The sequence below is a fragment of the Pseudarthrobacter cremeus genome (assembly GCF_051857465.1).
Lineage (GTDB): Bacteria > Actinomycetota > Actinomycetes > Actinomycetales > Micrococcaceae > Arthrobacter.
In genome coordinates, this window is record NZ_JBPZHC010000010.1 from 163,793 (window position 1) to 184,078 (window position 20,286).

General features: G+C 66.9%; 20 protein-coding genes. 16 read left to right on the forward strand and 4 right to left on the reverse strand.

Annotated elements, in window-relative coordinates:
* Positions 1 to 38: 38 nt before the first annotated feature.
* The 10 genes from ACS5PJ_RS17905 to ACS5PJ_RS17950 all read left to right on the forward strand — a co-directional run bounded on the left by ACS5PJ_RS17905 (position 39) and on the right by ACS5PJ_RS17950 (position 9,030).
* Entirely contained in the window at positions 39 to 1,145 is a 1,107-nt protein-coding gene (locus tag ACS5PJ_RS17905; RefSeq protein ID WP_439436208.1) for an LCP family protein, read from the forward strand.
* A gap of 128 nt (positions 1,146 to 1,273) precedes the next feature.
* Positions 1,274 to 2,050 carry a histidine phosphatase family protein gene (locus ACS5PJ_RS17910; protein ID WP_439436209.1) on the forward strand — a complete coding sequence of 259 codons (777 nt, stop codon included), beginning with the start codon at positions 1,274 to 1,276 and terminating at the stop codon, positions 2,048 to 2,050.
* A complete protein-coding gene (locus ACS5PJ_RS17915; protein WP_439436256.1) occupies positions 2,028 to 2,960 on the forward strand; it encodes an ADP-dependent NAD(P)H-hydrate dehydratase in 933 nt (310 codons plus the stop codon). Before ACS5PJ_RS17910 ends, ACS5PJ_RS17915 begins: the two co-directional genes overlap by 23 nt.
* A 147-nt stretch (positions 2,961 to 3,107) precedes the next feature.
* Entirely contained in the window at positions 3,108 to 3,929 is an 822-nt protein-coding gene (locus tag ACS5PJ_RS17920) for a GAF and ANTAR domain-containing protein (RefSeq protein ID WP_439436210.1), read from the forward strand.
* Positions 3,930 to 3,962: 33 nt separating this feature from the next.
* A complete protein-coding gene (locus tag ACS5PJ_RS17925) occupies positions 3,963 to 4,376 on the forward strand; it encodes an Hpt domain-containing protein (protein ID WP_354146462.1) in 414 nt (137 codons plus the stop codon).
* 36 nt (positions 4,377 to 4,412) lie between these two features.
* Positions 4,413 to 4,937, forward strand: a complete 525-nt coding sequence (locus ACS5PJ_RS17930; protein WP_439436211.1) for a GNAT family N-acetyltransferase — start codon at positions 4,413 to 4,415, stop codon at positions 4,935 to 4,937.
* A 121-nt stretch (positions 4,938 to 5,058) separates the two neighbouring features.
* Entirely contained in the window at positions 5,059 to 5,910 is an 852-nt protein-coding gene (gene efeU, locus ACS5PJ_RS17935; protein ID WP_439436212.1) for an iron uptake transporter permease EfeU, read from the forward strand.
* A gap of 43 nt (positions 5,911 to 5,953) precedes the next feature.
* On the forward strand, positions 5,954 to 7,117 hold the full coding sequence (gene efeO / locus ACS5PJ_RS17940) for an iron uptake system protein EfeO (RefSeq protein ID WP_439436213.1): 1,164 nt from the start codon (positions 5,954 to 5,956) through the stop codon (positions 7,115 to 7,117).
* The gene (gene efeB / locus ACS5PJ_RS17945; RefSeq protein ID WP_439436214.1) at positions 7,114 to 8,466 is read left to right on the forward strand and encodes an iron uptake transporter deferrochelatase/peroxidase subunit; all 1,353 of its coding nucleotides are present in this window, start codon (positions 7,114 to 7,116) and stop codon (positions 8,464 to 8,466) included. Before efeO ends, efeB begins: the two co-directional genes overlap by 4 nt.
* Before the next feature lie 132 nt (positions 8,467 to 8,598).
* Positions 8,599 to 9,030, forward strand: a complete 432-nt coding sequence (locus ACS5PJ_RS17950) for a LexA family protein (protein ID WP_131683787.1) — start codon at positions 8,599 to 8,601, stop codon at positions 9,028 to 9,030.
* Here ACS5PJ_RS17950 and ACS5PJ_RS17955 read toward each other — a convergent pair.
* A complete protein-coding gene (locus ACS5PJ_RS17955) occupies positions 9,005 to 9,598 on the reverse strand; it encodes a GNAT family N-acetyltransferase (RefSeq protein WP_439436215.1) in 594 nt (197 codons plus the stop codon). The genes ACS5PJ_RS17950 and ACS5PJ_RS17955 overlap by 26 nt on opposite strands.
* Positions 9,599 to 9,680: 82 nt before the next feature.
* Here ACS5PJ_RS17955 and ACS5PJ_RS17960 point away from each other — a divergent pair, with 82 nt between their 5' ends.
* Together ACS5PJ_RS17960 and ACS5PJ_RS17965 are read left to right on the forward strand one after the other, a co-directional pair.
* The gene (locus ACS5PJ_RS17960; protein ID WP_439436216.1) at positions 9,681 to 10,979 is read left to right on the forward strand and encodes a Y-family DNA polymerase; all 1,299 of its coding nucleotides are present in this window, start codon (positions 9,681 to 9,683) and stop codon (positions 10,977 to 10,979) included.
* A gap of 560 nt (positions 10,980 to 11,539) precedes the next feature.
* Complete coding sequence (locus ACS5PJ_RS17965; RefSeq protein ID WP_439436217.1) at positions 11,540 to 12,274, forward strand: hypothetical protein; 735 nt, start codon at positions 11,540 to 11,542, stop codon at positions 12,272 to 12,274.
* Between the two features lie 473 nt (positions 12,275 to 12,747).
* Here the strand turns inward: ACS5PJ_RS17965 and ACS5PJ_RS17970 are convergent, their stop codons facing one another.
* A complete protein-coding gene (locus ACS5PJ_RS17970; RefSeq protein ID WP_439436218.1) occupies positions 12,748 to 13,170 on the reverse strand; it encodes an Hsp20/alpha crystallin family protein in 423 nt (140 codons plus the stop codon).
* Positions 13,171 to 13,910: 740 nt separating this feature from the next.
* On the opposite strand from ACS5PJ_RS17970, the gene ACS5PJ_RS17975 reads away from it, so the two are divergent.
* The 3 genes from ACS5PJ_RS17975 to ACS5PJ_RS17985 all read left to right on the forward strand — a co-directional run bounded on the left by ACS5PJ_RS17975 (position 13,911) and on the right by ACS5PJ_RS17985 (position 17,652).
* Complete coding sequence (locus ACS5PJ_RS17975) at positions 13,911 to 16,160, forward strand: S9 family peptidase (RefSeq protein ID WP_439436219.1); 2,250 nt, start codon at positions 13,911 to 13,913, stop codon at positions 16,158 to 16,160.
* A gap of 77 nt (positions 16,161 to 16,237) precedes the next feature.
* Entirely contained in the window at positions 16,238 to 16,444 is a 207-nt protein-coding gene (locus tag ACS5PJ_RS17980) for a hypervirulence associated TUDOR domain-containing protein (protein ID WP_439436220.1), read from the forward strand.
* 5 nt (positions 16,445 to 16,449) lie between these two features.
* On the forward strand, positions 16,450 to 17,652 hold the full coding sequence (locus ACS5PJ_RS17985) for an NAD(P)/FAD-dependent oxidoreductase (RefSeq protein ID WP_439436221.1): 1,203 nt from the start codon (positions 16,450 to 16,452) through the stop codon (positions 17,650 to 17,652).
* Positions 17,653 to 17,687: 35 nt separating this feature from the next.
* Here the strand turns inward: ACS5PJ_RS17985 and ACS5PJ_RS17990 are convergent, their stop codons facing one another.
* Positions 17,688 to 18,386, reverse strand: coding sequence for a hypothetical protein (locus ACS5PJ_RS17990; protein WP_439436222.1), 699 nt, complete (start codon positions 18,384 to 18,386; stop codon positions 17,688 to 17,690).
* 150 nt (positions 18,387 to 18,536) lie between these two features.
* On the reverse strand, positions 18,537 to 19,703 hold the full coding sequence (locus ACS5PJ_RS17995; RefSeq protein WP_439436223.1) for an acetate kinase: 1,167 nt from the start codon (positions 19,701 to 19,703) through the stop codon (positions 18,537 to 18,539).
* A gap of 153 nt (positions 19,704 to 19,856) precedes the next feature.
* Between ACS5PJ_RS17995 and ACS5PJ_RS18000 the strand changes: the two genes are divergently transcribed.
* Complete coding sequence (locus ACS5PJ_RS18000; RefSeq protein ID WP_439436224.1) at positions 19,857 to 20,159, forward strand: hypothetical protein; 303 nt, start codon at positions 19,857 to 19,859, stop codon at positions 20,157 to 20,159.
* Positions 20,160 to 20,286 lie beyond the last annotated feature (127 nt).

Sequence of the window (20,286 nt, forward strand, 5' to 3'; positions counted from 1 at the left end):
ATGTAGCCACGACCCGTCCCGTGGGCGGACACTAAGTCATGGTGAGCACCCCGGGCGGTCATGATCCCATCGGTCCAGGACGGTCTGGTCCCGATCCCACGGCACCTGCCGGCCTGAAACGCCGGCAGATCGTCGCGCTGGTGCTGGCCGCGGTGCTCGTGGCCGTCGTCGCGGTGTCCGCCCTGATCTTCACGCGTCCGACGGCGGAGGTTGCGGCCCCGGCGCCCAGTCCCTCTGACACGGCCACCGCCACGCCCACCCCGTCGGAGACGACGCCCCCGCCGGCACCGGTGGCTCCGCCGCCGCCCGAACCGATCCCGGAGCTTCCGGCCGGGACGATGAACATCCTGGTGATCGGCAGCGACAGCCGGGACAACGCGCGGGACCAGGCGGCCCACACCGCAGCGACCGGTGAGTCGCAGGACCACCGCTCGGACGTGCTCATGGTGGTTCATGTTCCCGCCGACCGCCGCACCCTCTACGTCATCTCGATCATGCGTGACCTGTGGGTGGAAATCCCCGGCTACGGCGGTTCGAAAGTCAACGCGGCCCTGGAAATCGGCGGCATCGACCTGACAGCGCAGACAGTGGAGTCGTTGCTTGGCATCCACGTCGACCACACCCTGATGCTGGACTTCAACGGCTTCAGGGCCCTCACCGACGGGCTGGGCGGGATCGACGTGAACGTGCCCTTCCCCTTCCAGTCCACGCACGATACCGGGCATGTGTTCTCCGGCGGCGTGAACCACCTGGACGGCCAGGCCGCGCTGGAGTTCAGCCGCGAGCGCTACGCGTTTGCCGACGGCGACTTCCAGCGGGTCCAGAACCAGCGGATCATGCTCCGGGCCATCCTGGCCAAGCTGACCGCCGGCGGCGCGCTGAACGATGTCAATGCCGTCCGCTCCCTCGCAGGGTTCGCGGCGTGCTGCCTCACCGTGGACAAGGGTTTCGATCCCGTGCAGGTTGCCATCCTGGCCTACAGCCTGCGGAACCTAGACGTGAACGCCATCGGCACCATGACCCTGCCCACCGCAGGGACAGGCTTCGCCGCCGGACAGTCCGTGGTGTTCCCTGACTACGGCGGCATCAACGCCGTGGGAGCCGCACTGCGGGACGGAACCATCGGACAGTACGCTGTGCCGTAAGCCGCGCTCCCGGGGCGGGTGCCGCCGTCGTCCGTTATTTTGCCCGCAGATGTGGGTAACGCCCTAGTGATGCCCGCGCATCCGGCATGCAGCCGGGACGCGGAAAGTGGACGACGGGATGGACGCTGATGGAAAACGATGGCATGACACAGGCTGTCCGGGCACCCGGCGCGGTGGAGCTCATCCTGATCCGGCACGGCGAAAGCCAGGGAAATGTGGCAGCCACGGAGGCGTCGTTGGCCGGCGTCGAGGTGATTCCGGTGCCCGCCCGCGATGCCGACGTCACGCTGTCCACCACCGGGCAGGACCAGGCCCTGGCGCTCGGCAGGGCACTGGCCGGGATCGCCGAGGAGTTAAGGCCCGACGCCGTGGTGTCGTCCCCGTATGTCCGCGCCCGCCAGACGGCTGAGATCGCCGTGGAAACGGCCGGCTGGCCGGTCACCGTACGGACGGATGAACGGCTGCGGGACCGTGAACTCGGCGTCCTGGACATGCTCACCCGGTTCGGCGTGGAGCAGCGCCTGCCCGAAGAAGCCGAACGACGGCGGTGGCTGGGCAAGTTCTACTACCGGCCGCCCGGGGGCGAATCGTGGGCGGACGTGGTGCTGCGGCTGCGATCGGTGCTCAGCGAACTGAACGGCCTCGACACCGGCCACCGCGTCATGCTGGTCTGCCACGATGCGCTGATCCTGCTCTGCCGGTATGTGCTCGAAGGGATGAGCGAGCAGGAGCTCCTGGATCTCGCCGCCGGAACCACCATCCTCAACGCCTCCATCACCAGGTACGTACGCCCCCACGGCGCCGGCCCGTGGAAACTGGACAGCTTCAACGTGGCCAGCCACCTGAGGGAGCAGGGCGTGGAGGTCACCGAGCATGCCGGAGATGCCAGTGTCCATCCCCAGTGACGCCACCCCGGTCACCCCGTCGCTGCTGCGCTCCTGGCCGCTGCCTGCCCCCGGGGAGGACAAGTACTCCCGCGGCTCCGTCCTGGTGATCGGCGGCGCCCGGTCAACCCCGGGGGCTGTCCTGCTGGCCGGAACCGCAGCCCTCCGCGCCGGTGCAGGGAAGCTGGTCATGGCCGTTCCGGAATCGGTGGCCGTGCAGCTGGCCGTGGCGCTGCCCGAAGCCGGCGTGACGGGACTTCCGGAGAACCCCCAGGGCTCGTTGGGACCGGACGGGCTGGACCGGCTTTCCGCAGACCTGGGGAAGTGTGACGCCCTGCTGGTCGGGCCGGGCCTGGACGACCTCGATCTCACCGGGGAACTGCTGGCCGCCCTGCTGCGGGACGGATCCGTTTCCGGCCACGCCGCGATCGTCCTGGACGCCTTCGCCCTGGGCTGCCTGCCGAAGCTGGAGGACCGGCTGGACCCGTGGCGGGGCCGGCTGATCCTGACGCCGAACCCCACGGAGGCCGGGGTATTGCTGGGGCGGGACGTCGCTGACCTGAGGGCCGACGTCGTTGAGGTCGCCCGCCGCTACCAGGCCGTGGTGAGCTGCCAGGGCCTCGTCGCCAGGCCGCCCGGCGGCGAGGCCGCGGGCTCCGGCGCAGGCGGCGACGGCCCTAAAGACACCTCGCTGTGGGAGATCACCACGGGCTATGGCGGGCTGGGGACCTCGGGCAGCGGCGACGTGCTGGCCGGAGCCATCGCGGGTCTCCGCGCCCGGGGCACCACCGATGCGCAGGCCGCCTGCTGGGGCAGCCACCTCCACGCGGCCGCCGCCGACAGGCTGGCGAGCCGGCTGGGCCCGCTGGGGTTCCTGGCCCGCGAACTGGCCGACCAGCTGCCCGCCCTGATGCTGGAACTGAATACCTGATTTTCGACTGCGCCACGCTGTCGGATTCCAAGTGTCGCCCCCTTGAAAGTCGAGTACACGCTACGCATGCCCTGCTTCTCCCCTGCGCCGTAGCGTTCATGGAACAGTGCGGTAATCCTGCGCACCACGACTTTCGGGGGGCGGCCCATGATTTCGGAACAAGGCACGGTCCGTTCCCGCCAGCGGACCGGGACCGGCGGCCAGTCCGGCCACGTCCAGCCCCATGGGGGCATCCGCGAGCCGTGGATCGATCCCGGCCCCCAGGGCCCGGAGTTCCTGCTGGACTTCCGGGCCGACAGTGAATACGAATCGCTGCGTCTTCTGGCCTCGTCCGCAGTTGCTGCCCTCGCACGGGGTGCCGGGCCGGCCCTGGACTGTGCCCTGTCAGTGGCCCGCCCAGGACTGACACCGCTGACGGTGGGGACCACCGATGGCGCGGCCAGCCTCGCCAGGTGGGATCAAAGCCATGGGGTCGGCCCCGTCTCCCAGGCCATGACCGGGCGGCTGGCCATCATCGCCAACAACTATTCCCGGGATCCGCGGTGGCCCGGATTCCAGGCGCCGTTCAGTGACGCCGGGTACCGGTCCGCGGTCTCTGTTCCGCTGGCGCTGGAGCCCGGATGCTCCGCGGCGTTGACGCTTCTGGCCGGGGATGCCAACCGCTTTACCCCTGCCGTCCTGGCCGACGTCATGGCCTTCAGCCACCTTGCCGGCAGGAGTTTCCGGATGGCGACAGAGATCAGGGCAGCCCTCACCACGGCCGGCCAATTGCGCGCGGCCATGGAGGGCCGCACCTCGATCGACGTCGCGTGCGGGGTCATCATGGGGCAGAACCGCTGCTCGTACGAGGATGCCTTCAACATCCTTGCCAGGGCGTCCAGCCACCGGAACGTCAAGGCCCGGGTGGTCGCGGACACCATTCTGAAGGACCTTCCAGGCGGACCTCCCGCCACCCATTTCAAGGGATGAAGCAGCAACTGGGGCCTTCTGGGAAGGACGGCCATGACGCAGAATGACGGCAACGTCGCGCCCCTCCTTGATTCGTCCGTGCTCAGCCGGCTGCGCGAAGAGCTCGACGACGATGAAGGGGTCTGGAAGGTGTTCGTGCAGAACTTCATCGCGGCCCTGCCCCAGAGGATCGAGAAACTCCGCATGGCCCTGACCACCGGTGACCTGACCGGTGCCCTGGATGCGGTCCTCAGCCTCAAGACCTCCAGCCAGATGGTGGGTGCGGAGCGCCTGGCTGGACTTGCCTTCGACCTGGAACTGTCCCTCCGCGACGAAACACGGGACAACGAACCCGGCACGGTCCTTCCCAGACTGGCGACAGAGCACCTGCGCCCGATCACGAAGTGCTCCAGACAGACCACGTATCTCCTGCTGGACTACCTTCAGCCCCGCAAAGGCAAGCATTAGGCGCAGAAACGCGGAGCCTTCGAATACGCTTTTGTCATGCCTCTCCTGATAGCTCCCGACGTACGTTTCCATTCCTCATGGCTGGAAGGGGCCGCGGAATTCGACGGCGCCCGGCAGGACGGCGCGGGAGCAGACGGCTGGCCATTGGACGAGCTCAAAGATGCCAGGGCGTTCCGCCGCTTCGTTGACACCCTCGTCAACGACGCGCTGCCGGAGAGCCCGCGGAAACCGGAGCTCGTGCCGTGCACCTACCTGTGGATCGTGGAGGGCGGGACGTTCCTTGGCTCGCTGGCCATCAGGCACCGGCTGAACGAATTCCTCCTCGAACAGGGCGGACACATCGGCTACAGCGTGCGGCCCTCCGCGAGGCGCCGCGGCCACGCGTCCGCCGCGCTGGCCGCGGCCCTGCCGATCGCCCGGGACCTGGGAATCTCCCGCGTCCTGGTGACCTGCGATGAGGACAATGCCGGTTCCCGGGCGACCATCGAAAAGAACGGCGGCCACTACGAGGACACACGCAACGGCAAACGCCGCTACTGGGTGGAGCCGGCCAAGGGGTAACCGGCTGAAGATGTCACACAAATCAATTAGCGCACACTAAAGTTGCTTAATTCCCGAATCTCGGTAACCTACCTTTAGGTAAGCCTAACCTTGGCTGCCACGAGCCGAGGTGCACTTCCCTATGACCGCGAACTACCTGATCGGCCTCCGCGAAGGTCTGGAGGCGACGCTCATTGTCGTCCTCCTGATGGCATATCTGGCCAAGACGGGCCGTACCCACCTGCTCCCCAGGCTGTGGACCGGCGTCGCAATCGCCGTGGCCGCTTCGGCGGCCTTCGGGGCCCTTCTCAGCTTCGGGCCGCGCGGCCTGACCTTCGAGGCGCAGGAAGCCATTGGCGGCACCCTGTCCGTCATCGCCGTCGGCCTGGTCACCTGGATGGTGTTCTGGATGGCGCGTACTGCCCGGACCATGGGCAGCGACCTCCGCTCCCGGGTGGACCGGAAGTCCGCCGGATCCGGATGGGGGCTTGCGGTTGTCGGTGCCGTGGCAGTGGGCCGCGAAGGCCTCGAAACGGCCCTGTTCCTCTGGGCGGCGGCGCGGTCCACCGGTTCTTCCACGACACCCCTGGTCGGGGCGCTGCTGGGGCTCGCCACAGCCGTTGCCCTCGGCGCCCTGCTGCACCGCGGCGTCCTGAGGGTCAACCTCGGAAAGTTCTTCACCTGGAGCGGCGCCGCCCTGATCATCATCGCCGGCGGGGTCCTGGCGTACGCCGTCCACGATTTCCAGGAGGCCGGCATCCTTCCGGGCCTCCACAGCCTGGCCTTCGACGTCTCAGCCGCGGTGCCGCCGTCGTCCTGGTACGGAACCCTGCTCAAAGGCACCCTGAACTTTTCCCCCGCCACCACCTGGCTTGAAGCGGCCGCCTGGCTGCTTTACGTCCCGCCGGTGATGTTCTTCTACTTCCGGTCCCACCGCCGCAACCAAACAGCGGCCGCCATTCCGGAACCGGTCCGCAGCTCCGCCGTCTCCTGATCCACCCCTCCCCACCCGCATCACATCCCCAAAGGAATACCCTGTGCCCAATTTCGCCAAGACCACCCGCCTCCGGTACGTGCTGGCCGCCGCCGTCCTGCCGCTGGCGCTCGCCGCATGTACTGAAAACAGTGCGCCGGCAGCCACCGGCCCCATCAAAGTGTCCAGCACCAACGACGTGTGCTCGCTGTCCAGCCCGACCACCAAGAGCGGGAACGTCACGTTTACGATCCAGAACGACGGCGACCAGGTCACCGAGTTCTACCTCCTGGCCGAAGACGGCCTGCGCATCGTCGGCGAAGTGGAGAACATCGGCCCGGGCCTGACCCGCAACCTGGTGCTCACCGCACCCGCCGGCAAGTACACGACGGCGTGCAAGCCCGGCATGCAGGGCGACGGCATCCGGTCCGCGTTCGAGATCACCGAATCCGGCGACAAGCCCGCGGCGGACACCAACATCAAGGCCCTCACGGACACCGCGACGGCCCAGTACCTGGCCTACGTCAAGGACCAGACCGAACAGCTCCTGGCCGGTACCAAGGAGTTCGCCGCAGCCTACGCCGCCGGGGACGCGGCCAAGGCCCGTGACCTCTACGCCGCCACACGCATGCACTGGGAACGGATTGAACCGGTGGCCGAATCCTTCGGGGACCTGGACCCGAAGCTGGACGCCCGGGAAGCGGACCTCGCTCCCGGCGAGGAGTGGACCGGCTGGCACCGCGCCGAGAAGGACCTCTTCCCGCCCGCCGGTTTCACCGCCCTGACCGCCGCCGAACGGAGCACCCTCGCCGCCCAGCTGGTCGCCGACACCGAGGACCTGGCCGGCCGCACCCGCACCGTTGAACTCACCGCCGACAAACTGGGCAACGGTGCCAAGGAACTGCTCGACGAGGTTGCCACCGGAAAGGTCACCGGCGAGGAGGAAATCTGGTCGCACACGGACCTCTGGGACTTCCAGGCAAACGTGGACGGCGCGCGGATCGCGTTCGAGAACCTCAAGCCCGTGCTTGAGCAGAAGAACCCGGAACTGGCCGCCTCGCTGGACGGGAAGTTCGCCGCACTCCAGGCCGAACTCACCCAGCACGGCCGCGGTGACGGCTTCGTATACTACGACCAGCTGACCCCGGAACAGGTGCAGAAGCTCGCCTCCCTGGTGGATGCGCTGGGTGAGCCGCTGTCCAACCTGACCGCCGCCGTCGTCCTGTGAGCGGCTGCCCATTCAGCGGCGGCCAGCCCGGCCCCGCACAGACTACCGACCCCGCACAGAGTGAAGCACCGGCGTCGCGCCTGTCCCGCAGGGGCCTGCTGGCCCTGGCAGGGGTGGGCAGCGCAGGAGCCGTCGCCGGCCTGGCCGCGGGCCTGCTCACCCAGGACGCCCTGGCTGCAGTGGCCGCCCCGGCCGACGCCGGAACCGGTGACCTTGTGCCGTTCCACGGGTCCACCCAGGCCGGCATCACCACCGCCGCCCAGGACCGCCTGCACATGGCCGCATTCGACGTCACCACCGAGGACCGGGCTGCCCTCATCCGCCTGCTGAAGGACTGGACAGCCGCGGCCGAGGCCATGACCCAGGGCCGCGAAACCGGAGCAACCGGTGCGGTGGACGGTCCCTATGACGCACCGCCCGAAGACACCGGCGAAGCGCTGGGCCTCAGCGCCGGCAAACTCACCGTGACCTTCGCGTTCGGCGCCGGCCTGTTCGAAAAAGACGGCAAGGCACGCTTCGGCCTCGAGGGGCGCCGTCCCGACGCCCTGATCGACCTCCCGCATTTCCCCGGGGACGACCTGCAGGCCAACCGCAGCGGCGGCGACATCATCGTCCAGGCCTGCGCGGACGATCCTCAGGTGGCCGTCCACGCGATCCGCAACCTCGCCCGCATCGGCTTCGGCAAGGCCCGGGTCCGCTGGTCCCAACTGGGATTCGGCCGGACGTCCTCCACCTCCCGGAACCAGCAGACCCCGCGCAACCTTTTCGGCTTCAAGGACGGCACGAACAACCTCAAGGCCGAGGACACGGACCTGCTGAACGAACACGTCTGGGCCGGCCCGGGCACCCGGTCCGGCGAGGCCTGGATGCAGGGCGGCAGCTACCTGGTGGCGCGCCGCATCCGCATGCACATCGAAATCTGGGACCGCACCTCGCTGCGGGAACAGGAGGGGCTGATCGGACGGACCAAATCCGAAGGATCGCCGCTGTCCGGGGGCAAGGAGTTCACGTCTCCTGATTTCTCCCTCAAAGGCAAGGACGGCGAGCCGCTGATCGGCATGGACGCGCACGTGCGGCTTGCGCACGCTGACCAGAACGACGGCGTGCGGATGCTCCGCCGCGGCTACAACTACACCGACGGTTCCGACGGGCTGGGACACCTCGACGCCGGCCTGTTCTTCGTTGCCTTCGTCAAGGATCCCCGCACGCACTACGTTCCGATGCAGATGGCCATGGCCAAGCAGGACACGCTTGCCTTGGAGTACCTCAAGCACACCGGCTCGGCCCTCGCAGCGGTGCCTCCCGGCATCCAGCCGGGCGGGTTCGTCGGCGAAGGCCTCTTCAGCTGACCGCCGCCTAAACCGCCCGCGGGCACTTCCGGAGTGCCCGTGCCGCCGGATGCAACCAGCCGGAGTCTGCTGTTTGTCTGCGCCTGCCGCTACACTGAATGAATCGAACATATATTCGAATAAAGGTGTGTTGTGGGCGTTATCGTGGGTCCCCGTGTGATAGACGCGGGCATGTCATTGTTGTCGGTACTGATCTCACCCGTCCCGGTTGCGGCGGGGTTTCCGTCGCCCGCGCAAGACTATTTTGATGGCCGGATCGACCTGAATGAGCACCTGATCAAGGACATCACCAGCACGTACGTTGTGCGGGTGTCCGGGGACTCCATGGAGGGTGCCGGCATCAGCGACGGCGACGAACTGATCGTCAACCGCGCCCTGGAACCACGCGACGGATGTGTCGTCGTCGCGGTCCTGGACGGGGAACTCACGGTGAAGCGGCTCCGGATCACGGGCACCGGCGTCGTGCTCCAGGCGGAGAACCCCGCCTACCCGGACATCCGGGTCCCGGCCCTGGCGGACCTGGTTATCTGGGGTGTTGCTACGCGGTGCCTTCACCATGTTTAGGGGACCGGGAGGACGGGTCCGGGCCAGAGGACGGGTCCGGGCGCCCGCCGCGCCCGGAAAGGAGGCGCACCATGCGGAGCTCGCGCACGCCGTCGTCCACGTTCACCGTCCCGTCCGCCACGAAACCGTGCTTGCGGTAGAACGCCTGTGCCCGGGGATTCGGATCGGCCACCCACAGCGCTGCCGAGTCATGCGGGCCGACGACGGCGTCCAGGAGGGCGGCGCCGGCGCCGGTCCCGTGCTCAGCAGCAAGGACGTACAGCACATAAAGGTGCGTGCCCCACTGCGGGTCGGAGCCCTGCGAACCGGAGCCCTGCGAGGGCCCCGCCATCGCGATTCCGATCATGCCGCCACCGTGCTCGGCCACTGCCACGCGGTTGGCGCAGTAGCGCTCATCGCTGAGCACGGTGGTCCAGAACCGTTCCCGGGCGGCGGGCAGGCCCGGGTCGTCCAGCACGCCGTCGGACATCACGTCGCGGTAGGTCTCACGCCACGACTGCACATTCACGCGGGCCATTTCCGCGGCGTCCTCGACGCGGGCGCGACGGACCGTGAACCGGGTATTCATAACCGAAACTCTACCGAGGGCTGCGGGCAGTCCGGCTGCCTGCTTCGGGGCCTTTCCGGTCCTTCGCCTTCAGCTGGCGGCCATGTCTAAGCCGGCCGTGATGCGGCGGCTGCCGCAGATCGCCCACGTGGACGTGAACTGTTTCTATGCCTCGGCCGAGCGGGCCTTCAATCCGTCACTTGAAGGCAGGCCCGTGGTGGTGCTGTCCAACAACGACGGCTGCGCGGTCACCCGCTCCCCCGAGGCCAAAGCCCTGGGCATCGCGGTGGGTGAGCCCTGGTTCAAGCTCGCCCCGAGGGCCAAGGAATGGGGCCTGGTTGCCCTGTCCAGCAACTACGAGCTCTACGGGGACATCAGCGCCCGGGTGATGGAACTGCTGGGCCGCTACTCTGCCTGGCTGGAGGTTTACAGCATCGACGAGGCATTCCTTGGCGTCAAAGGCACCCCGGCCGAGCTCCTGACGCTGGGCCGGGCCATGAAGGCCGCCGTCCGCCGGAACGTGGGCGTCCCGGTCTGTGTAGGGATCGCGACGACGAAGACCCTGGCCAAGCTGGCCAACAAATGGGCGAAGAACAACCCCCGGTTCGATGGGGTCTGCCACTGGGACTCGGTGCCCGCCGTCGAACGGGAGGGTTTGATGGCGCGCCTGTCGGTCATCGAAATCTGGGGCGTGGCCACCCGGCTGACCAAACGGCTGAACGTCCTGGGCATCTTTTCGATCCTTGACCTGTGCCGGGCCGATCCGGTCATGATCCGGGACCGCTTCTCCGTGGTCATGATGCGCACGGTCCTCGAACTGCAGGGAACTCCCTGCATCCCGATGGAGGAAGAGCGGATCGGCCGGGACCAGCTGATCTTTTCCCGCTCGTTCGCCACGCCGATCACCACGGCAGCAGGGATCCGGCAGGTCCTGAGCGTTTATGGGCAGCAGGCCTCGGCACGGCTGGCCAAACACGGGCTGCAGGCCAAAGTCCTCACCGCGTTCGCCGGCACGTCGCACTTCAATGCCAAGGACACCTCCTATCCCTCGGTGTGCATCCCGTTGCCGATGCCCACGGCGGATCCGGTGACCCTGGCCAAGGCCTCCCACGCCCTGCTGCCCCTTATCCACGAAGGCGTGAAGTATGCCAGGGCCGGAATCATGGTCACCGATCTCCGGCCCACCGGAAACCAGGCGCCGTTACCGCTGTTCGAGAATCCGCACGAGGAGCGCCGCGTCGGTTCCCTCCTGGAGGACGTGGCCCGCCGGTACGGACGCGGCTCCATCGGGCTCGGCCACGCCGGGATCAGGGGCGGGCCGGACTGGACCATGAAACGGGACATGCTCTCGCCCCGGTACACCACACACTGGGATGAGCTTCCGCTCGTCAAGGCTGCCTAGCCGTACTTCAACAGACCCGGCTAATCCGTCCCGGACAGGAAAGCCCGGATGGCGTCCGCCATTGGCTTGGCCTGGGTCCAGTGCTGGTAGTGCCCGCCCTCCAGGGTGAGGATCTCCTGCCTCTTGACGTTCTTCAGCAGGTCTTGCGTCGCGGCTGCCTTGGTGGCGATCGAGCCTGACTTGTCGTCAGCCAGGAAGGCCAGGACGGGCAGGTCGTCGGGATACGTGACTCCCCTGAGTGCTGCTGCGTTGATAACGATGCCGGCTGTTTCGTCAGCGACGAACGCGCGCTACTTCCCGAGTGGCATGAGTTCGAGGTGCTAGTTCCGGACGGCTCGGGGGTCCGGGGTCATGTGACCAGCTATGAAGAGCGCGATCCTACCGAGGAGATGGTTTTCACACCGATCATGGACCTCGCTCTCCCGTAGCGGATCCGGCGGCGGGACTCACCATCCGTTCCCGTTATCCAAAATGGGGGAGCGTTGGCTTCTGGCGTCTCTTGCGGTCAGTGTTGGCTGGGCGTAACGTCCGCAGCATAAGGGTTGCCTTTGGAGGCCTCCATGCGTGTGCTGCTACGCCATTTCATCTCCATGACCTTAATCTTGTCCGTCTGCCTTGGCCTTTCGGGCTGCACCGTCGCCGAGGCGCCATCCCCCGCACCGACTACGGAGGCCCGCACGGTCCCGCCGTTGCCCACGGTCCCACCGCTGCCGGAGAGCGGCGACATCGACGCCGGTACATACCTCGTCACCAGCTTCGCAGAGAATTTCGAGATCACCGTCCCAGACGGCTGGGTGAGTAAAGACGGCACCGGCGTGGAAAAGGACGACCCGGATCACCCGGATGAAATGGCGGCCTTCGTGGGTTGGTGGCCCTCGGACCATGTGCCGAGGGACGCATGCGCATGGCAGGGCGCGCTCGTCGAGGTCAAACCATCGGCTAAGGCGTTCGTCGACGCGTTGACGGCGCAGACGTCAACGGCGAGCACCCCTCCCGTCGAGGTCGTGGTGGGCGATTACTCCGGCGTCGAGTTCGACCACTCCGTCGAGGGCGACGTGGATATCAAAGCCTGCGACAATGGTCAGTTTTGCGTTCACTCAGAATATTCGAACCTATGCACCCGCTGGTACTCGAGCGTCGCTGAGCGCGAAACCTACCGGGTGGTCAACCTGAACGGCCGGCGCGCCATGTTCTGGGTGGTCCAATTCCACGAATCGATCAATCCGGAGCTGACACGAGAGGCACGCGCCGTCTTCGATTCGATCGTGTTCAAGCTCCGACAAGTGAGCAGCTGATGCGATGGCGATCTCCTTACGGGACGGACGAACCAGGCACTGCTGACTTGGCCGCTGCGTCGTGATAACGGCCTCGGACGCCGCCGCCGTCGTTCCTGCAGCCGGATGATCTCGCCGCCCTGATGACCGGCACCCCTGCACCCGCAGCCTGATCTGCGTGCCACGCGTGATCCCCAGGACAGACGCGATGTGCAACCATGGATGAGCATCCGGGAGCAGCCGCCGGCACCATGGGTCCCGGATGAGAACGAACTGGCATGCGCCCCCTGGCCGGGGCTCCACCACCGGACTGAGCAAGGCTAGCTCCCATGGGGATGGCCCCCGGATAATCCGGGGGCCATCCTAAGGGAGGTTCAACGCTTGCTGCCGGTGCGCTGAATGGCGCTGTGGCGTGCACGCAGTGGCTAATCGCCCCAAAAGGCAGTCAACTATAGCGTCCGGACCTCCCGGTCCTGTGTTGAAGGACGCTCAGGTTACGCGGCAATCTGCTGCTTTGCTCCCTTCGCCTCGATCTCAATTTTACGCGGTTTGGCCTTCTCGGCGACAGGAATCCGCACTGTCAGGACACCGGCGTCGTACGTTGCCTTGACGTTGTCCGTGTCCAGGGTGTCCCCGAGCATCAGCTGGCGGCTGAACACGCCGCGCGGCCGCTCGGAGGCGATCAGCTCGGTGTTCTCGCCTGCCTGATCAGGGCGCTCGGCCCGCACCGTCAGGACGTTCCGCTCCACGTCCAGATTCAATGAATCCAGCTTCACACCGGGCAGATCAAAGGCCACCACAAACTCCTGGTCCTCCTGCCACGCGTCCAAGGGCATCGCTGCGGGACGCGCTGCCGTACCGAGTACCTGCTGGGCCAGCCTGTCCAGCTCACGGAACGGATCGGTTCGCATCAACATGGCTTCCCTCCTCGTAAGAGACGGTCCAACACATCCACCAGCCGATCTGTATTGGCTGATGTAGATTTTTTATAGCACTGACAGCAGGTTGTTGCAAGCGGTCCGAAGGGCCTTTTTGGCTGTCCTGGCCAACTTGTTCCCTTTCAACGCAAGGCCTTCAACACGTTGAGGCCTGCGCAGGGAAAGTCCGCGCTGGCTCAGTTTGCGTGGTGTCAGTGTTGCGCCGGGTCAGCTCCGCGTCGGGTCCGGGCGGAGTGGGGCGGGGCCCGGGTCGGGGACGGGCAGCGGTCCCGGCGGTTCCGGGGTCGGGACCGGGCTTGGCCGCTCCGGACCCGGGTGCCCCGGCTGGGTCGGATCCGGCGAAAACGGGTCAGGGCCGGGTTCCGGCGGGAACGGCTCGGGTTCGTGCACTGGCGGGATGGTCATGGAACTTCCCCTCTCACGCTGGGCGGGTGCGCCTTCGCGTGATCAGGATACGCCTGTCCGTCTTTTTCGCTCTAGGACAATTTGCCGCCACCCGGTTCCAACGCTCTTTCACTTTCTGCCGTGTTTTCCCAAACCCTCTGGCACCTTCCGGGGGCCACAGCCGTCCGGGAGCGGGCGCAGGGAACCGCGGCCTGGTGCCGGAAGTGAAAGAGCGTCGCCGGAAAAGCCGCAGGAAGTGAAAGAGCGTTTCGGGGCGGGCTCCCCCGGTAGCGAACGCAGCCGCCATTGTCGGTCCGGCTCTATATATTGAAGGAATGACCCAGACTCCGCTGCAGGATTCCGCCAGTTCCGCCGCCGCCGCTTCCCCCGCGCCGGCAGCGCCTCCCGTCGCCAAGAAGGTTCCGCTCGAGCGGACGCACCACGGCGACACCTTCGTGGACAACTACGAGTGGCTGCGCGAAAAGGAATCCCCCGAGGTGGTGGAGCACCTGAAGGCCGAGAACGCCTACCAGGAGGCGGTCACCGCGCACCAGGAGCCGCTGCGCGAGGCCATCTTCCAGGAAATCAAGGGCCGCACCCAAGAGACAGACTTGTCTGTCCCAAACCGGAAGGACGGCTGGTGGTACTTCAGCCGGTCGGTCGAGGGCAAGGAGTACGGCATCCAGTGCCGCGTCAGGGCCGCGGACACCGGCAACCCCGTGGCCGACTGGACTCCCCCGGCCGTGGAGGCGGGCGTCGGGATCCCCGGCGAGGAGGTGCTGCTGGACGGCAACATCGAGGCGGAGGGCAAGCCGTTCTTTTCGGTGGGCGGCTCGGCGGTCACGGTGGACGGGAACCTCTACGCCTACGCTGTGGACAACTCCGGCGACGAACGCTTCACGCTCCGCATCAAGGATCTCCGCACGGGCGAACTCCTGCCGGACGTCATCGAGAACGTCTTCTACGGCGTCAGTTTCTCCCCCGATGGTACGCGGATCTTCTACACCGTGGTGGACGAGTCCTGGCGCCCGTACCAGGTCAAGTCCCACGTGCTGGGTACGCCGGTCACCGATGATGAGGTGATTTACCAGGAGGACGACGTCGCCATGTGGCTGGGCTTTGAGCTCTCCTCCGACCGGCGCCACCTCGTGCTGGGCATCGGCTGCTCCGAGTACAGCGAGACCCGCCTGCTCCGTTTTGACGACCCGGCGGCGGCCCTCACCACCGTGGTTTCGCGGGACGAGCGCGTGCTCTACGAGGCCGAGCCGTTCCTGCTGACCGGACCTGACGGCGAAAAGCAGGAGCGCATCATCGTCACGCATAACCGGAATGCCGTGAACTCCATGGTCTCCCTCGTTGACCCGGCCGAGCTCACCAAGCCGCTGGCCGAGCAGCACTGGGACACCGTCGTCGAACATTCCGACGACGTCCGTATCAACGGCGCCGGCGTTACGTCCACGCACCTGATCGTTTCCGTCCGCAAGGACACCATCGAACGCGTCCAGGTGATGGGCCTTGCCGGGCTCGGCACGCCCGCGCAGGAGGCACCGGTGGAGCCCGCCTTCGACGAAGAGCTGTACACGGCCGGGGTGGGCGGTTCCGACTACGAGGCCCCCGTGATCCGGCTGGGATACACGTCCTACTTCACGCCGTCGCGTGTCTACGACTTCGTGCTGCCTACGCCGGCGCAGCCGGCCGGGGAACTGCTGCTGCGCAAGGAAAGCCCCGTGCTGGGCGGCTACTCCGCGGCCGACTACGTGGCCACCCGTGAATGGGCCGACGCCGCGGACGGTACCAAAATCCCGTTGTCGGTGCTGCGGCACAAGGCCGTCAAGCAGGATTCGACGGCGGCGGGCCTGGTGTACGGATACGGCTCGTATGAGCTGAGCATGGACCCCGGTTTCGGGATTGCGCGGCTCTCACTCCTGGACCGGGGCGTGGTGTTTGTGATCGCCCACATCCGCGGCGGCGGCGAGCTCGGCCGGCACTGGTACGAGGACGGGAAGAAGCTCACCAAGAAGAACACCTTCACCGACTTTGTGGACGCCACCGACTGGCTGGCCAGGTCCGGCTGGGTTGACCCGGCCCGGATTGCCGCGCTGGGAGGGTCCGCCGGAGGGCTGCTCATGGGTGCCATCGCCAACCTCGCGCCGGAGAAGTACGCCGCCGTGGTGGCGCAGGTGCCGTTCGTGGACCCCCTGACCAGCATCCTCGATCCGGAGCTGCCGCTGTCTGCCCTGGAATGGGAAGAGTGGGGCAACCCCATCACGGACGCCGAGGTCTACAAATACATGAAGTCCTACGCGCCGTACGAGAACGTGCGGGCGGTGGCCTACCCCAAGATCGCCGCGGTCACGTCCTTCAATGACACCCGTGTGCTGTACGTGGAGCCGGCCAAGTGGGTCCAGGAACTGAGGAACAAGACCACTGGTACGGAGCCGATCGTGATGAAGATCGAAATGGACGGCGGCCACGGCGGTGCGTCCGGCCGGTACGTCCAGTGGCGCGAACGGGCCTGGGACTACGCCTTCATCGCCGATTCACTCGGCGCCACCGAGCTGCTTCCGGGTGCCGGCCTGAAATAACCCCCTCGGCAGTGACCCGCGAAACTCATCATGCTTACTATTGTGTGTCAGGTCCGGGTCCGGCCGAAGGAGCAGGGATGTCGCTACGCAAGGGTACGTCCGTGGAATGGAACACGCCGCAGGGCCCCACCCACGGGAAGATCGTGGAGAAGAAGACCAGCGACTTCGAGCTGGACGGGAACCAGCAGCGGGCCACTGAATCAGAACCGCAGTACGTTGTGGAGTCCGCCAAAACCGGGGCCCGCGCCGCCCACAAGGCATCCGCCCTGACCGAGAAGGACTAGGCGCAATGCCGGACCAAAAGCACCACGAAGTGCTGATCATTGGCGGCGGCAACGCGGGGATTTCCCTGGCCGCCCGCCTGCAGCGCTACGGCGTCAAGGACATCGCGGTGGTGGAACCCAAAGACCACCACCTCTACCAGCCGCTCTTCTCCCACATCGCCGGCGGGCGGGCGAAGGCGGCCGAGGCCATCCGCCCCCAGGCCTCGGTCATTCCCCAGGGAGTGGAATGGATCCGCGACGGCGCCGCAGGCATCGACGCCGCGGCCAACACGGTGACGCTGGCGTCAGGTACGGTGCTCACGTACGGCCAACTGGTGGTCTGCCCCGGGCTGCAGCTGGACTGGGATATGGTCCCCGGGCTGGCGGCGGCCGTCCAATCGCCGCACGGGGCGTCCCACTACGAGTTCGACCTTGCACCCAAGGCCTGGACCCTGCTCAGCAGCCTCAAGTCAGGCACGGCGGTGTTCACCATGCCGGCCGGCCCCGCGAAGTGCGCAGGCGCGGCACAGAAGCCCATGTATCTGGCCTGCGACTACTGGCGGGAGCAGGGTGTCCTCAAGGACATCCGCGTGGTGATGGTCCAGCCGTATCCCACGGTGTTTGGGGTACCCGGCGTGGATGAGGAGCTTGACCGCAAGATCGGCGCGTATGGCATAGAGCTTCGCCTCAACAGCGAGGTGACCGCGGCGGATCCCAGCGCCCAGACTGTCCTGATCCGGGACAACGCCAGCGGTTCCACTGAGGAACTGCGTTACGACGTCCTGAACGCCGTGCCGCCGCAGTCCGCGCCGGACTGGCTCAAGGCAACGGATCTGCCGGCCGCCGGCGACGACGGCGGGTTCGTGCAGGTGGACCCGGAAACCCTGCGGCATGTGCGTTATCCGAACGTCTGGTCCCTGGGCGACGCCGCCGCCACCACCAATTCCAAGTGCGGCGGGGCGCTGCGCAAACAGGCCAAGGTGCTGGCGAAGAACCTGGTGGCTGCACGGAAGGGCACTCCAATAAAGGAAAAGTACGACGGCTATGCGGTGTGCCCGTTCACGGTGTCCCGGTCCACCGTTGTGTTTGCCGAGTTCGACGCCACATACCAGCCAATGCCCACCATCCCCAAGGTGCCCCTGTGGAAGGAAAGCCGCGCCGCCTGGGTGGTGGACCGGGACGTTTTCCCGCAGGTCTACTGGAACCTGATCCTCAAGGGCCGGGCCTAGGACGTCCGGGCCCCGTCCGTCCGGTACGTCCGTCGTTACCGGGAATACGGAGGTCCCAGCTGGCCAGGCGCCTTGTGCTGCCGGTCGTGCCGGGCGAAGTACGCGTAGACCAGCAACGCGATCCCTGCCAGGATCATGACGGCCGGGACGGCGAAGTCACCGGAGATGAGCAGCGCCGCCGCCTGGAGCCCGAAGATCACGCCCATAACGGCGAGAACGGCAGCCGGAATCAGGGGCCACTTCATGCGGGCAGTGTGCCCCTCTGCCCTGACCGGGACAAGGGAAAGCACACCGAAGGTGGCCGCCAGGCCAAGAAACAGGATGGCAGGTACGGTCATGCCCGGTAGGCCTTGAGGGAGTGCCACGATGACTGCCAGGGTGAACATCACCCCGCACGGGATCAGGGCCCACCAGTTAGCCTGCTCGCGCAAATAGACTGCGGCAAATCCGGCGGCCATGAACAGGAACAGGAAGGCTGCGCCCGAGCGGCCGGCCGTGAGCTGCGCTGCCGTGATGACCGCGGCCAGGCCGAGGAACACCGACCCGGGGATGGCGGCCCACCAGTTCTCCCGGCTGCGGCTGAAGACGGACAGGAAAACCACCCCGGCCGCCGCGAAGATCAGCGCCGGTATGTAGGCGGCACTCTCGACCACGTTGAGCAGGTCCAGCAGCAACAGCCCGCCGACCGCCATCAGGACTATGCCTGCGATGATGCTTGTCTTTGCAGAGTTCACTGTTTGCCTCCCGGGATTCGGCAGGCGGCCGCGCTGCTCTGCCTATCTCAGGCTAGGTCCGGCCCGGAGGCTGACATAGGGCACAAAGACCCGCTGTGAGAACCGCCGGCGGCCCTCACGACGCCCTTCTTGGGGCCGGCGAAAAGGCGGTTACGAAGCGACCGATGAACGGACGACGGCGGCAGTTGCCTCCGCGATGGCGCGCTCCTCGTCGGTGGGCACCACCAGAACCGGCATGGCGGACTCCGGCGTGGAAATCACGCGCGGTTCCTTGGACCGCTGGCCGTTCAGGCCGGCGTCGAGCTCTATCCCCAGGGCTCCCAGCTTGTCGGCGACGAGGGCGCGGAACTGGTGCGAGTTCTCCCCGATGCCGGCCGTGAACACGAGAGCTTTCGCGCCGCCCACGGCCACGTGATAGCCGCCGATGTATTTGGCGAGCCGGTAGGACGTTACCGCGAGCGCGGTGGCGGCCTTGGCATCGCCGGCTTCGGCAGCTTCCACCACGGAGCGCATGTCGTTGTTTCCGGCGAGGCCTTTCAGCCCGGATTCACGGTTGAGCATGGTGTCGAGGTCCTCCGGGGTCCAGCCGGCCCGGCCCAGGAACACCAAAATGGAGGGGTCCAGATCGCCGGAGCGGGTGCCCATCACCAGGCCCTCCAGCGGGGTGAAGCCCATGGACGTGTCCACCGAATGACCGCCGCGGATGGCCGTGACGGAGGCGCCGTTCCCCAGGTGGGCGATCACGCCGTCGAACTCTTCCACGGGAAGTCCCAGCAGCGCGGCGGCGCGGTGCGTGACGTATTCGTGGGAGGTGCCGTGGAAGCCGTAGCGGCGGATCCCGTGGTTGGTGTAAAGCTCGTCCGGGACAGCGTAGCGCCACGCGTGTTCAGGCAGGGTGCGGTGGAAAGCGGTGTCGAACACGGCAACCTGCGGCATGTCCGGCCACTTCTTGCTGATGGCGCGGATGCCCAGCACGTTCGCCGGGTTGTGCAGCGGGGCGAGGGGGTTCAGCCGCTCGATGGCGCGGGTGATCTCGTTGTCGATCAGCACCGGCTCTGCGAACCGCTCGCCGCCGTGGACCACCCGGTGCCCCACCGCTGCCAGTTCGAGCTCGCCGAGTTCCTGGTGGATGGCCGCGTCAACCTGCTCCAACGCCTCCGCATGGTCCCGGGGCCCCTCGATCTCGCCGTCGCCGTCGCCGCCGTTGCCCATCCCGATCTTCTCGATCAGGCCCTCGGTCAGGACCGACCCGGCCGCGACGTCGCGCACCTGGTACTTGAGCGAGGACGAGCCGGAATTGATGACGAGCACGAGCATGGGGGCCTCCTGAGCCTTGCTTCTGCAGTTCAACCGCTCCCACTATAAGTTGCCGCACTGAGTTGCCGCCGCGGGCAGGACGTTCCTTGCGGACACGGGACGGCTGCGCCTAGAGTCGGCTGACAAGCTGCACCTACGCCGAGAGGACATTCCATGACGAACGAAACCACTCAAGCCGAGGACAACGACCCCACGAACACGGGGTCCAGCAGCACCGCGCCCCTCACGGGAGCCGGATCGGAGTCAGGCTCAGGCTCAGGCACCAAGGACCCCACCGGCGTCGAAGGCGCCAACCCTGCCCTCGACGACACCGGCAACCTCAAGGCGGCGGAAGTGGGCGAGGCGCCCGAGCCGCCGGAAAACCCCGAGGACCTGGATCTCACTCCGCAGGGACTGTCCGACGAGCCCGCCAAACAAGAGGATGATGACAGTCTGGCCAAGCCGGACAACAGCTGACCTTCGACTCGGCGACGGCACTCTTTTGAGTGCCGTCGTCGTGCGTTTAAAGCAGCGTCGGCCTATTTAGGCAGTGCCGGCCGCTGTCCAATTGGGGGTGCCGGAAAGGGGCTTCCGGACCGAGTGC

Bases quoted from the DNA above. Each gene is read 5' to 3' on its own strand.
- ACS5PJ_RS18000 (WP_439436224.1), top strand. From the start codon at position 19,857: ATGACGAACGAAACCACTCAAGCCGAGGACAACGACCCCACGAACACG.
- ACS5PJ_RS17960 (WP_439436216.1), top strand. From the start codon at position 9,681: ATGTCTAAGCCGGCCGTGATGCGGCGGCTGCCGCAGATCGCCCACGTG.
- ACS5PJ_RS17925 (WP_354146462.1), top strand. From the start codon at position 3,963: ATGACGCAGAATGACGGCAACGTCGCGCCCCTCCTTGATTCGTCCGTG.
- ACS5PJ_RS17995 (WP_439436223.1), bottom strand. From the start codon at position 19,703: ATGCTCGTGCTCGTCATCAATTCCGGCTCGTCCTCGCTCAAGTACCAG.
- ACS5PJ_RS17920 (WP_439436210.1), top strand. From the start codon at position 3,108: ATGATTTCGGAACAAGGCACGGTCCGTTCCCGCCAGCGGACCGGGACC.
- ACS5PJ_RS17910 (WP_439436209.1), top strand. From the start codon at position 1,274: ATGGAAAACGATGGCATGACACAGGCTGTCCGGGCACCCGGCGCGGTG.
- ACS5PJ_RS17980 (WP_439436220.1), top strand. From the start codon at position 16,238: ATGTCGCTACGCAAGGGTACGTCCGTGGAATGGAACACGCCGCAGGGC.
- ACS5PJ_RS17915 (WP_439436256.1), top strand. From the start codon at position 2,028: ATGCCAGTGTCCATCCCCAGTGACGCCACCCCGGTCACCCCGTCGCTG.
- ACS5PJ_RS17985 (WP_439436221.1), top strand. From the start codon at position 16,450: ATGCCGGACCAAAAGCACCACGAAGTGCTGATCATTGGCGGCGGCAAC.
- ACS5PJ_RS17905 (WP_439436208.1), top strand. From the start codon at position 39: ATGGTGAGCACCCCGGGCGGTCATGATCCCATCGGTCCAGGACGGTCT.
- efeU (WP_439436212.1), top strand. From the start codon at position 5,059: ATGACCGCGAACTACCTGATCGGCCTCCGCGAAGGTCTGGAGGCGACG.
- ACS5PJ_RS17955 (WP_439436215.1), bottom strand. From the start codon at position 9,598: ATGAATACCCGGTTCACGGTCCGTCGCGCCCGCGTCGAGGACGCCGCG.
- ACS5PJ_RS17975 (WP_439436219.1), top strand. From the start codon at position 13,911: ATGACCCAGACTCCGCTGCAGGATTCCGCCAGTTCCGCCGCCGCCGCT.
- ACS5PJ_RS17965 (WP_439436217.1), top strand. From the start codon at position 11,540: ATGCGTGTGCTGCTACGCCATTTCATCTCCATGACCTTAATCTTGTCC.
- ACS5PJ_RS17970 (WP_439436218.1), bottom strand. From the start codon at position 13,170: ATGTTGATGCGAACCGATCCGTTCCGTGAGCTGGACAGGCTGGCCCAG.
- ACS5PJ_RS17930 (WP_439436211.1), top strand. From the start codon at position 4,413: ATGCCTCTCCTGATAGCTCCCGACGTACGTTTCCATTCCTCATGGCTG.